Origin of the sequence: Pseudomonas sp. Pseusp16, from assembly GCF_047324915.1 — a bacterium.
GTDB lineage: Bacteria > Pseudomonadota > Gammaproteobacteria > Pseudomonadales > Pseudomonadaceae > Aquipseudomonas > Aquipseudomonas fluorescens_CD.
The window spans coordinates 5,407,046-5,419,244 of sequence record NZ_CP168522.1 but is presented as its reverse complement, the minus strand read 5'-3'; the positions used below and the strand labels follow the sequence as shown (position 1 = coordinate 5,419,244).

Annotated in this window: 11 protein-coding genes; 4 read left to right on the top strand and 7 right to left on the bottom strand. The window is 60.8% G+C overall.

Annotated elements, in window-relative coordinates:
* Position 1: 1 nt before the first annotated feature.
* The gene (locus ACEN8Q_RS24545; protein ID WP_413703839.1) at positions 2-634 is read right to left on the bottom strand and encodes a 2OG-Fe(II) oxygenase; all 633 of its coding nucleotides are present in this window, start codon (positions 632-634) and stop codon (positions 2-4) included.
* A 108-nt stretch (positions 635-742) separates the two neighbouring features.
* Between ACEN8Q_RS24545 and ACEN8Q_RS24540 the strand changes: the two genes are divergently transcribed.
* Positions 743-1,495 (top strand): DUF2059 domain-containing protein, encoded by a 753-nt coding sequence (locus tag ACEN8Q_RS24540; RefSeq protein ID WP_413421885.1) that lies wholly within the window; start codon positions 743-745, stop codon positions 1,493-1,495.
* A 111-nt stretch (positions 1,496-1,606) separates the two neighbouring features.
* On the opposite strand, the gene ACEN8Q_RS24535 is transcribed toward ACEN8Q_RS24540, so the two are convergent.
* Positions 1,607-2,554 carry an alpha/beta hydrolase gene (locus tag ACEN8Q_RS24535; RefSeq protein WP_413421887.1) on the bottom strand — a complete coding sequence of 316 codons (948 nt, stop codon included), beginning with the start codon at positions 2,552-2,554 and terminating at the stop codon, positions 1,607-1,609.
* A gap of 96 nt (positions 2,555-2,650) precedes the next feature.
* Here ACEN8Q_RS24535 and ACEN8Q_RS24530 point away from each other — a divergent pair, with 96 nt between their 5' ends.
* Positions 2,651-3,232 (top strand): DUF6436 domain-containing protein, encoded by a 582-nt coding sequence (locus tag ACEN8Q_RS24530; RefSeq protein WP_413421889.1) that lies wholly within the window; start codon positions 2,651-2,653, stop codon positions 3,230-3,232.
* Between the two features lie 103 nt (positions 3,233-3,335).
* Entirely contained in the window at positions 3,336-5,735 is a 2,400-nt protein-coding gene (locus ACEN8Q_RS24525; RefSeq protein ID WP_413703838.1) for a penicillin acylase family protein, read from the top strand.
* Between the two features lie 145 nt (positions 5,736-5,880).
* Here the strand turns inward: ACEN8Q_RS24525 and ACEN8Q_RS24520 are convergent, their stop codons facing one another.
* On the bottom strand, positions 5,881-6,846 hold the full coding sequence (locus ACEN8Q_RS24520) for a GlxA family transcriptional regulator (protein WP_413703837.1): 966 nt from the start codon (positions 6,844-6,846) through the stop codon (positions 5,881-5,883).
* Between the two features lie 304 nt (positions 6,847-7,150).
* On the opposite strand from ACEN8Q_RS24520, the gene ACEN8Q_RS24515 reads away from it, so the two are divergent.
* A complete protein-coding gene (locus tag ACEN8Q_RS24515) occupies positions 7,151-7,792 on the top strand; it encodes an HD domain-containing protein (protein WP_413421895.1) in 642 nt (213 codons plus the stop codon).
* Between the two features lie 135 nt (positions 7,793-7,927).
* Here ACEN8Q_RS24515 and ACEN8Q_RS24510 read toward each other — a convergent pair whose 3' ends face one another.
* The 4 genes from ACEN8Q_RS24510 to ACEN8Q_RS24495 all read right to left on the bottom strand — a co-directional run bounded on the left by ACEN8Q_RS24510 (position 7,928) and on the right by ACEN8Q_RS24495 (position 12,042).
* Positions 7,928-8,818 carry an ABC transporter permease subunit gene (locus ACEN8Q_RS24510; RefSeq protein ID WP_413703836.1) on the bottom strand — a complete coding sequence of 297 codons (891 nt, stop codon included), beginning with the start codon at positions 8,816-8,818 and terminating at the stop codon, positions 7,928-7,930.
* Positions 8,815-9,696, bottom strand: coding sequence for an ABC transporter permease subunit (locus ACEN8Q_RS24505; protein ID WP_238539257.1), 882 nt, complete (start codon positions 9,694-9,696; stop codon positions 8,815-8,817). Before ACEN8Q_RS24505 ends, ACEN8Q_RS24510 begins: the two co-directional genes overlap by 4 nt.
* Positions 9,697-9,731: 35 nt before the next feature.
* Complete coding sequence (locus tag ACEN8Q_RS24500; protein WP_008015388.1) at positions 9,732-10,874, bottom strand: ABC transporter ATP-binding protein; 1,143 nt, start codon at positions 10,872-10,874, stop codon at positions 9,732-9,734.
* A gap of 70 nt (positions 10,875-10,944) precedes the next feature.
* Positions 10,945-12,042, bottom strand: a complete 1,098-nt coding sequence (locus tag ACEN8Q_RS24495; protein ID WP_413421899.1) for a polyamine ABC transporter substrate-binding protein — start codon at positions 12,040-12,042, stop codon at positions 10,945-10,947.
* Positions 12,043-12,199: the final 157 nt, after the last annotated feature.

Sequence of the window (12,199 nt, the reverse complement as noted above, 5' to 3'; positions counted from 1 at the left end):
ATCAGAACGGCTCGTTGCCGCGCCGCCGGAACCAGCCGGTCAGCGACAGTCGATCCCGGGTCGCGGGCAGGACTTCGTGGGGAACCTCTCCGGAGAGAAACACCACCAGGCAGCCACCGACAGGTTCCACGTCGTAGACGCGATCATTGTCGAGGTACATGCGCAACTGGCCGCCGTGTTCGGGAAGCCAGCCGTCATTGAGGTAAACCACCGCCGAAACCATGCGCCGGTCGTCATCGCGAAAGCGGTCGACGTGCTTCAGGTAGAAAGCACCGGGCGGGTACATCGCAAAATGGCTTTCGAAATCCTCCAGGCCAAGAAACAGACCGCGATTGATCGCCTCGCGCAGGCTGTCCATCAAGCACAGATAGCTGTCGCAAACCTCGGCCTGGCCGGGGTCGATCCACTGGATATGGTCGCCACGAATCCCCTCGCGGATCTCCGATGAGGGCCCACGGCCCACCGCGGCCGGAGCCAGTTCACCCTCGGCAGCACGTTTACGACACTCGGCCGCCAGCGCCAGGGTCAGGTCCTGAGGCAGGAAAATATTCTGCTGCGACCAGCCGTGCTCGGCCAGGTCGTCGACGATTCGTAACAGCAGCGGGTGATCAGAGGATATTTGCATGCCGCGCATAGTATTCCTGTGCCCGAAAATCCGACAGAGCCGCGCAGCGGGTTGATACGAATTCTCGACAAGTACGGATGCCGCACGGAGAATAGTCGCCTGCTGACTGGAGTCCCTATGCGCCGTTTGCTTTTATCACTGCTGATGTTCTGCGCTTTGCCCGCCTGGGCAGACGGCCACGACCAGTTGTACAAGGTCGCCGGCTGGCCGGAACAACGCGCGCATTTCAACGACGCCCTCTCGGCTGCTCAGCAACGCTACCAGGGCAGCCTGCCGCCGGCGGTGTTTCAGGCACTGGTCAGTAACAGCAATCAGCGCTTTTCCCCCCAGGCCGTAGACAAGCGTGCCGAAACGCAATTGCGCAAGAATCTCGCCGACCCCAAACCCGCATTGACGTTTTTCCAATCGCCCTTGGGCAAGAAAATCGTCGCCGCCGAGTTGCTGGCGACCCGTCGTGACCAACTGGCGAAAAACGCCAAGGGTCTGCCGAAGATGCAGGCCAGCGACAGCCGCATGCTGATCATCGGCCATTTGGCACAAGCCCTGCCCGCTCGCGAGGCCGGCGCTGAAGTCAGCCTGGCGATTGCCGGTGTTGCCGCCGACAGCTTGAGTTCGATGATCCCTGGGTTGCTCGGTGCCGGTCAGGCCCAGGGCATGCTCAACGGCCAGCGCCAGCGCCTGATGGACCAGATCGGCAGCGACCTCAACAACACACTGCTGTATGTCTATCGCGACCTGTCGGACGACGAGCTGGAAGAGTTCGCGACCTTTGCCGAATCGGCAGAAGGCCAGGCTTATTATCAAGCGGCGCTGGCGGCGATTCGGGCGGGGTTGGCGGTGGGGCAGAGCAATTCGAACCTGACCCAGTGATTTTCGGCGCCAGTTAGACCGCTTTCGCGAGCAAGCCCGCTCCCACATTGGATCTGTACACACCGCCCCCCTGTGGGAGCGGGCTTGCTCGCGAATGGGCCAGAACAGTCACTAGGAATTCCGCCCCTTGATCCGCTTGGTCAAAAACCCGAAATACTCCTGTCGCATCACCAGCGTTTCATTCGCCAGATGATGCCGTGCCTCGGGCAGCATCAGCACCTGCGGCCGATCAAACTTGCCCCGCAACACTTCCAGGTTGTGCTCCCAATCCACCGTCATGTCGGCCTGCCCCTGCACGATCAGCGGCCGGCGGGGACTCATGGGTGCGGCCTCGATGCGTTTGATCCAGCGCGCCAACGCACCCACCCATGCTGTCGGCAGGCGCAGCGGCTGCAACGGATCGGCCTGCAGGAACGGCAAAAAGGCCGGGTCGTTGGAGTTCTCGCTGAAGCGCCGGGCGATGGCTTTGACGAAAGGCTTGAGCAGGTAGTAACTCAGCTGCGACCAACCCCACGCCCGCGGCCGCACCAGCGGCGACAGCAAGATCACCTGCCCCTGCGCCGGGCTATTCGCTCCTGCATTCAACACATGATCGATCACGATCGCCCCGCCGGTGCTCTGTCCGCACAGGTGCCACGGTTGCGGCAAGTCGAGGGATTGCGCCTCGCGGAACAACCCTTGCAATGCGTCCTGATACTCGGCGAAATCCTTGATGCTCGCCCGCTCGCCACTGGATAAGCCATGCCCCGGCAAATCGCAGGCAATCACCGCAAAGCCCTGGTCCAGCGCCCACTCGATCACATGCCGGTAGAGCCCGGTGTGATCGTAGAAACCGTGGATGACAAACAGCGTCGCCTTCGCCCGCTCTGGCCACCAGAACTGGCTGACCAGTTCATAGCCATCGACATCGAATCGCCCAAGACCGCTGCGCACCTGACGCGACGCAAAATCCAGTCCGTAGAATTGCTGGTAAGCCTGCGCCTGCGCCGACAACGGCTGCCCGGCCGCCAGCGGCAGCAAGCCTGCACGTAGAAGATCGGGGTCGAAAGTAGCCGGCATGGACAATTCCAGAGCGTGAAACGGACTTTATAGGCCTGCGATATTCTTCTGTCGCGGCAAGCATGGCAAGCTAGCCGGCCTTCGAGGACTGAACCGATGCGCCTGCCCTTTCGCACCACCTTGTTTGCCAGCCTGCTCGCCGTGGTGTGTGCCGGCGTGTTGTGGGCGGCCTACGACTGGTTCCAGGGGCGTTACCTGCGGGCGTTCAGCGAGCACACGGCAATGTTTTCGGGCGATCCGCTGCGCCTTCCCGCATCCCTCGCCGGCCCCGGCGCCATCCGCCTGGTGCATTTCTGGGACCCGGCCTGCCCGTGCAATGTCGGCAATCAACAACACCTGGCCGAACTGGTGCAGCGCTATGCACCCCATGGCGTGAAATTCTATGCCGTGCAAAAGCCCGGTAGCCATGGCCAGTTGCCGAGCACCTTGAGCAGCCTGAAAACCATCGACATCCTGCCCGGTTCCGAGCAGATCCCCGCCAGCCCGGCCGTGGCGATCTGGGATCGCAGCGGCAAACTGGCGTACTTCGGCCCGTACAGCGAAGGCCTGACCTGTAACTCCAGCAACAGCTTTATCGAGCCCATCCTGCAAGCACTGGATGAAGGCCGCGCAGTGAGTGCCACGCACACACTGGCCGTGGGTTGTTACTGCCCGTGGCCTGTCGATCCAGCGAAGTAGGGAACGACACGGCAATACGAATCCCTCCTACGGGCGATGCGCCAAATCGGCGCGCCGTGTTACACAGTGGCCCCTGGAATCACAATAACAACAAGGAGTCGCCATGAAACGCAGCCTGACCGCTCTCGCTCTGTTGATCGTCGTGCTGGCCGCCGGGGCCGGCGGGTACCTCTACAGCAAGCAGCCGTCACGCCAGGGCATGGTGGAACTGCAACACCTGCAAGGCTCCGTCACCGTGCGCTACGACGAGCGCGGCGTCCCGCACATCCGCGCCGAAAACGAAACAGACCTGTACCGCGCCCTCGGCTACGTGCATGCCCAGGACCGCTTGTTCCAGATGGAAGTCCTGCGTCGTCTGGCCCGTGGCGAACTGGCTGAAGTGCTCGGGCCGAAACTGCTCGACACCGACAAACTGATGCGCAGCCTGCGCATTCGCGAACGCGCTGAAACCTACCTGGCGAATCTCGACAAGCAGTCGCCCTCCTTCATCGCCATGCAAGCCTATCTGGACGGCATCAACCAGTATCAGGACAGTCACGCCAAACCCGTGGAGTTCGATGTGCTGGGTATTCCCAAGCGTCCATTTACCGCCCAGGACACCATCAGTATTGCCGGGTACATGGCCTACAGCTTTGCTGCGGCCTTTCGTACCGAACCCTTGCTGACATTCGTGCGCGATCAACTGGGGCCCGACTACCTGAACATCTTCGATCTCGACTGGCAGCCAAAAGGCGTGCTCAGCGGGACAGCTCCCGCCTTGGCCAGCGCCGACTGGAAAGACCTCAACGCCCTCGCCCGCCTGAGCGAACAAGCCTTGGCTGACAACGGCCTGCCACAGTACGAGGGCAGCAACGCCTGGGTTGTTGCGGGCAACCGGACCCAAAGCGGCAAGCCGCTGCTGGCGGGTGATCCGCATATCCGTTTTTCCGCGCCGTCGGTGTGGTACGAAGCGCATCTCTCGGCACCGGGCTTCGAACTCTACGGCCACTATCAGGCCTTGATGCCGTTCGCTTCCCTGGGCATGAACCACGACTTCGGCTGGAGCATCACCATGTTCCAGAACGACGACCTCGACCTGATCGCCGAGAAGGTCAACCCGGACAACCCCAATCAGGTCTGGTATCGCGGCAATTGGGTGGACATGACGACCAGCGAGCAGCAGATCGCGGTCAAGGGCCAGGCCCCGGTCACCCTGGTGCTGCGCCAGTCGCCTCACGGCCCGATCGTCAACGATGCCCTGGGCAACGGCGTCGGCAAAACACCGATTGCCATGTGGTGGGCTTTTCTCGAAAGCCAGAACCCGATCCTGGAGGGCTTCTACCAGCTCAATCGCGCCGACACCCTGGCCAAGGCCCGCGGTGCCGCGTCAAAAATCCAGGCTCCGGGCCTGAACGTTGTCTGGGCCAATGCCAAGGGTGACATCGGCTGGTGGGCGGCGGCGCAATTGTCTAAACGTCCGGCGGGTGTACGTCCGTGGTTCATCCTCGATGGCAGCACAGCCGAGGCGGACAAGGATGGCTTCTACCCGTTCAGCGCCAACCCTCAGGAAGAGAATCCGGCGCGGGGCTACATCGTCTCGGCCAACTTCCAGCCAGTATCACCGACCGGCATGGAGATTCCCGGCTATTACAACCTTGCCGATCGCGGCCAGCAACTCAATCGCCAGCTCAGCGACAAAGCCATCAAGTGGGATCTGGAAAACAGCCAGAAACTGCAACTGGGCACCACCACCGCCTACGGCCCGCGCCTGCTGGCACCGCTGTTGCCGGTGTTGCGCGAAGTGGTGAAGGATCCCGCCGAACTCAAACTGGTGGAGCAACTGGCCCAGTGGAAAGGCGATTACCCGATCGACTCGACCAGCGCCACACTGTTCAACCAGTTCCTGTTCAACCTGGCTGACGCGACGATGCGCGATGAGCTGGGTAACGACTTCTTCGAAACGCTGCTCTCGACCCGGGTGATCGACGCTGCGCTCCCCCGCCTGGCCGCCACTGCCGATTCACCGTGGTGGGACAACCGCAGCACCCTCGGCAAGGAAACCCGTGCTGACACGGTGAAGGTAGCCTGGCAAGCCAGCATCGCGCATCTCAAGAACACCCTTGGCGCGGACACCTCGCAATGGCAGTGGGGCAGCGCGCACACGTTGACCCATGGCCATCCGCTGGGGCAGCAAAAGCCGCTGGACCTGATCTTCAATGTCGGCCCCTTTGCCGCACCCGGCACCCATGAAGTGCCGAACAACCTCTCGGCGAAGATCGGCCCGGCTCCGTGGCCTGTCACCTATGGCCCCTCGACCCGGCGCCTGATCGACTTCGCCGACCCGGCCCACAGCCTGACCGTCAACCCGGTTGGCCAGAGCGGCGTGCTGTTCGACCGTCACTTCGACGATCAGGCCGAAGCCTATATAGAAGGGGTTTACTTCCAGGCACATCTCAATGATGAAGAAGTCACGGCCAATACCCGCAGCACCTTGAAGCTGCTTCCGGCGCGGGCTGCGCAGTAATTTTGCATTGACTGGACCGGCCCCTTCGCGGGCAAGCCCGCTCCCACAAGGATCTGTGTCGAACACAAATTTTGTGAACACCAGAGAAACCTGTGGGAGCGGGCTTGCCCGCGAAGAGGCCCTCAAAGGCAACAAAAATGTCAGTTCAAACCATCGCCGCAAAGTTCAGCCGAAACTGCTGAGGCGTCACCCCCAGCCTGCGATTGAACACGCTGCGCATGTGCTGGGCATCGCGGAAACCGCACTGATAGGCCACGGTCTTGAGCGGCGCACGAGTGCTTTCGAGCATCACCCGCGCCGCATCGACCCGCGCGCGTTCGACGAACTCGGCCGGGGTGATTTTCGCTTCCCTGGCAAATACCCGGGAAAAATTGCGCGCGCTCATGTTGGCGGCGTTGGCCAGATCGGCAATGGTCAAGTCACCGGTCAGGTTGGCCAACACGTAATGCTGGACCATCGCCACTGCCGAGGTCGGTTCGGCGTGGGGCGTGAGGAACGGGCTGAACTGCGATTGCCCGCCCGAACGCTGGGTGAACACCACCAGCCGCTTGGCGACATTCAGCGCCACTTCCGGCCCGTGATCCCGCCCCAGCAGGTACAGGGACAGATCAATCCCCGCCGTGACCCCGGCCGAGGTGAACAGCTCCCCGTCCTCTACATAAAGGCGATCCGCTTCAACACGGGACGAGGGGCATAGCGCCGCCAGTTCCGACGCGTCCTGCCAATGCGTGGTGACTGTGCGCCCCTCCAGCAACCCTGCGCGGGCGAGCATGAAGGCGCCATTGCAGATCGAGCCAAAGCGCCGGGCCCGCGCACAGGCATCACGCAACCAGCCATCGAATGCCATGCCGAAATCCATGAACGGCAACTGCGGACCGCCGGCCACCAGTAACAGGTCATAGACCTGCAACGCTTCGCTGAAATGCCGATGGGCATTCAGCGCCAGACCGTTGGAACACGCCATCACCCCACGCTCCACGCCGATTACCTCCAGCCGATAGTGATCCTCGGGCGCAAGGAAACGATTGGCCTCGGAAAACACATCCATGGGACCGGTGACGTCCAGCGACTGGACGCCGGCGAACACCACGATGGCGACGGTTTTACTCATGACGTGAATCGCCTTCTGTGGATCTGATTGCACCGTTCCCTGTAGGAGCGAGCTCGCTCGCGATGGACGTCAACGATGACGTGGGCTGCCTGGATGTACGCGGCGCTCTTGCGTACATCGCGAGCAAGCTCGCTCCTACAGAGTCTGCATGCACCCTATCCAATCCCCGCGCAACAAGCGAGGGTGGCGCGATATGCACGCTCATTGGCCGGGATCGCAGCCATGGATCGATTGTCCGGCTTCGGGGGCCGGAACAGACTGAAACCCTCAGCGCCACTCAGGCGTTCACGACGAGGAAAACTCCATGAGCACCACCATCGCCGGCATCAGGATCCCCGACAGCGCATTGGCCAGGGCCACCACCGAGTACATCCGCGACATCGAATCAGACTTGCTCTACCACCACTCGCGCCGGGTATTCCTGTTCGGCGCACTGAGCGGTGAGCGCAAGCAACTGACCTACAACCCGGAGTTGCTGTACGTCGGGGCAATGTTCCATGACCTGGGCCTGGTGGAAGGTCATCGCAGTGACAACGAGCGCTTCGAAGTCGATGGAGCCAACGCCGCAGCAGCGTTCCTCAAGCCTTACGGGCTGAGCGATGACGATATCGAACAGGTCTGGCTATCGATTGCCCTGCACACCACACCGGGCGTACCGCAACACTTGCGGCCCACCGTGGCGCTGGTAACGGCGGGTGTCGAGATGGACGTGCTGGGCATGGACTACGCGGCGTTTTCCACCGTGCAGCGCGAAGCAGTGGTGCATGCGCATCCACGGGGCGAGGGATTCAAGGAATGCATCATCTGCGCGTTTGCCGACGGCTTGCGCCACCGTCCGCAGACCACGTTCGGTAATGTGAAGACCGACGTGCTGGTGGATCAGGAGCCTGGGTTCAAGCCGATGAACTTCGTCGAGGTCATCCGCAAATCACCCTGGACTGCATAAGAGACCTTGTAGGAGCGAGCTTGCTCGCGATGGTGCATCAGTCACATTGACTTCGACTGACACACCTTCGCGAGCAAGCTCGCTCCTACAGAGGATTGGGTTGGCCGCAGAGCTGTGGCCAACCCGACTTCAGGCTCAAGCCGCTTCCGGTGCCTGCGCGCGACGCACGTCCGGTTGCTTCCATGAATCGGCTGCCGCTTCTTCGATCGCTTGCTGGATAGCACGCTTGCGGCTCTCTTCGGCACGACGGCTGAAGAACCAGACCATGAAGGTCACGATCGACACCGCCAGCAGAATCAGGCTGGCCACGGCGTTGATCTCGGGTTTGACCCCCAGGCGTACCGCCGAGAACACTTCCATCGGCAGGGTCGTGGAACCCGGGCCGGACACGAAGCTCGCCAACACCAGGTCATCCAGCGACAGCGCGAACGACATCATGCCGCCGGCCGCCAGCGATGGCGCGATCATCGGGATGGTGATCAGGAAGAACACCTTCCACGGTTTCGCGCCCAGGTCCATGGCCGCCTCTTCGATGGACAGGTCCAGCTCACGCAAGCGCGCCGAGACCACCACCGCCACATAGGCCGCGCAGAACGTGGTGTGGGCGATCCAGATGGTGACGATGCCGCGTTCCTGCGGCCAGCCGATCATCTGCGCCATGGCCACGAACAGCAGCAACAGCGACAGACCGGTGATCACCTCAGGCATTACCAGCGGCGCAGTCACCAGGCCACCGAACAGGGTGCGGCCCTTGAAGCGGGTGATGCGGGTCAGGACGAACGCAGCCAATGTACCCAGCGCCACCGCCGCCACCGCCGTGTAGCAGGCGATTTCCAGCGAGCGCACCACCGAGCCCATCAGTTGGGTGTTGTCGAGCAGGCCGACGTACCACTTGATCGACCAGCCGCCCCACACCGTTACCAGTTTCGAGGCGTTGAACGAGTAGATCACCAGGATCAGCATCGGCAGGTAGATGAACAACAGACCCAGGACCAGCATCATGCTGGAGAAACGGAAGCGCTTCATTCTTTACCCTCCATTTCCTTGGCCTGACTGCGGTTGAACAGGATGATCGGCACAATCAGGATCGCCAGCATCACCACCGCCAGGGCGGACGCCACCGGCCAGTCACGGTTGTTGAAGAACTCTTGCCAGAGCACTTTACCGATCATCAGGGTTTCCGGACCACCGAGCAGTTCCGGGATCACGAACTCGCCCACCACCGGGATGAACACCAGCATGCAGCCGGCGATGATGCCGTTTTTCGACAGCGGCACGGTGATTTTCCAGAAGCTGTTGAACGTGCTCGAACCCAGGTCGGACGCGGCTTCCAGCAGGCTCTGGTCATGCTTCACCAGGTTGGCGTACAGCGGCAGGATCATGAACGGCAGGTAGGAATAAACCACGCCGATGTAGACCGCCAGGTTGGTGTTGAGGATCTGCAGCGGTTCGTCGATCCAGCCCATGCTCATCAGGAAACCGTTGAGCAGGCCGTTGTTGCTGAGGATACCCATCCACGCATAAACGCGGATCAGGATCGCGGTCCAGGTCGGCATCATGATCAACAGCACCAGCACCGTCTGCACTTCCTTGCGGGCAACGGAGATGCCATAGGCCATCGGGTAGCCGATCAACAGGCAGAGGATGGTGCTGAAAAGCGCCATCTTCAGCGAGCCGAGGTAAGCGGCGATGTACAGCTCGTCACCGCCCAGCATCGCGTAGTTACCCAGGTTCAGCAGCAACTGCAGCTTCTGCTCGGCGTAGCTGTAGATTTCGGTATACGGCGGAATGGCCACGTCTGCTTCGGCGAAGCTGATCTTCAGAACGATGAAGAACGGCAGCATGAAGAACAGGAACAGCCAGATGAATGGAATGCCGATGACCATCTGACGGCCACCGGGAATTATTCGATTGAGACGGCGTTTGAGTTTGCGCATGTTCATGAGCGAAGTACCACGCCGCTGTCGTCTTCCCACCACACGTAGACCTGATCACCCCAGGTCGGACGCGTGCCACGGCGTTCGGCGTTGGCTACGAACGACTGCACCAGCTTGCCGCTTGGCAGTTCGACGTAGAATACCGAGTGGCCGCCGAGGTAGGCGATGTCGTGCACCTTGCCGCTCGACCAGTTGTACTCGCAAGTCGGCATGTCGGCGGTGACCAGCAGCTTTTCCGGACGAATCGCGTAGGTGACCGACTTGTCCTGCACCGAGGTGCTGATGCCGTGACCGACGTAGATCTGGCGGTCCAGGTCCTTGCAGGTGATGGTTGCGTGGCCTTCGGCGTCTTCGATCACTTCGCCTTCGAAGATGTTCACGTTACCGATGAATTCGCAGACCAGGCGGCTGGTCGGGGTTTCGTAGATGTCGATCGGGCTGCCGATCTGGGCGATCCAGCCCAGGTGCATGATCGCGATGCGCTCGGCCATGGTCATGGCCTCTTCCTGGTCGTGGGTCACCATGACGCAGGTTACGCCGACGCGCTCGATGATCTCCACCAGCTCCAGCTGCATTTGCGAGCGCAGCTTCTTGTCCAGGGCGCCCATCGGTTCGTCGAGCAACAGCAGCTTCGGTCGCTTGGCCAGGGAGCGGGCCAGGGCCACACGCTGACGCTGACCACCGGACAATTGATGCGGCTTGCGCTTGGCGTATTGGCTCATCTGTACCAGCTTGAGCATTTCGGCCACGCGGGCATCGATTTCAGCGTTCGGGATCTTGTCCTGCTTGAGGCCGAAGGCGATGTTCTGCGCCACGGTCATGTGCGGGAACAAGGCGTAGGACTGGAACATCATGTTGATCGGCCGCTCGTAGGGCGGCATGTCAGTGATGTCTACGCCATCGAGGAAAATGCGCCCCTCCGTGGGCCGTTCGAAACCTGCGAGCATGCGCAGCAGAGTGGATTTGCCCGATCCCGAACCGCCGAGCAGGGCGAAAATTTCGCCTTTCTTGATTTCCAGGGACACATCGTCCACGGCAATCGTCTCGTCGAACTTCTTCGTGACCCGGTCGATTTTGACCAGCACCTGTTTAGGTTGCTGGTCGCCCTCGAGGGCTTTCTTATAGGCGCCGGAGGCAACTGCCATTTACGAAACTCCCAACAAAATTTTCAGTCCGCTCAAGGTGAGCGAACCTTGGATAGTTTGAGCCTTGAAACTATTTACCCGACTTGACCTTGGTCCAGCTGCGGGTCATCGATCGTTGAATATTCGGCGGTAGCTCGATGGACACGTAGGTCTTGTCGAGAACCTCTTGCGGTGGATAAACCGCTTCGTCGGTACGGATGGACTGTTCCATCAGTTTGTCCGACCCCGGGTTAGGGTTGGCATAGCCGACGTAATCACTGACCTGGGCAATCACCTCAGGCTTCAGCAAATAGTTGATGAAAGCGTGGGCCTGCTTGACGTTGGCCGAGTCCTTCGGAATCGCCAGCATGTCGAACCAGAGCGCACCGCCCTCTTTCGGGATCGAGTAGGCGATGTTCACGCCCTTCTTGGCTTCTTCGGCACGGTGCTTGGCCTGGAAGATGTCACCGGAAAAACCGATCGCCACGCAGATATCGCCATTGGCCAGATCCGCGATGTACTTGGATGAGTGGAAGTAGGTCACGTAAGGGCGCACCGCGAGCAACTTGGCGGTGGCCTTTTCGTAGTCCTTGGGATCAGTGCTGTTGGCGTTCAGGCCCATGTAGTTGAGCACTGTCGGCATCATTTCATCGGCGGAATCGAGGAACGCGACGCCACAGCTATGCAGCTTCTTGATGTTTTCCGGCTCGAACAAAACACCCCAGGAGTCGATCTTGTCGACACCCAGCACCGCCTTGACCTTGTCGACGTTGTAACCGATGCCGTTGGTGCCCCACAGGTACGGCACGGCGTACAGGTTGCCCGGATCGTTCTGCTCCAGACGCTTGAGCAGCACCGGGTCGAGGTTGGAATAGTTCGGCAGCTGCGACTTGTCGAGCTTCTGGAATGCTCCGGCCTTGATCTGTTTGCCGAGGAAGTGGTTCGACGGTACGACCACGTCATAACCGGTACGCCCGGCCAGCAACTTGCCTTCCAGGGTTTCGTTGGAATCGAAGACGTCATAAACCGGCTTGATTCCGGTCTCTTTCTGGAAGTCGGCCAGGGTGGTCTCGCCGATGTAATCCGACCAGTTATAAATATGCACAGTGCCGGCGGCCTGGACACTGACAGCAATCGTCAGCCCGGCAGCAGCCAGCAAGGCATTGCGCAACATAGAAAAAATAGGCAAGTGGAGGTCCTCTGAATTTAGTTGGGCCCAAGTTGCCCCGCGTTACATGACAACCGTGATTGTCCAGCAACAAAACCGGCGCGCAACTTACCCTCGAAAAACCGTTCCAGCAAACTTTATGCAGATCCTTGTAGGAGCGAGCCTGCTCGCGATGGTC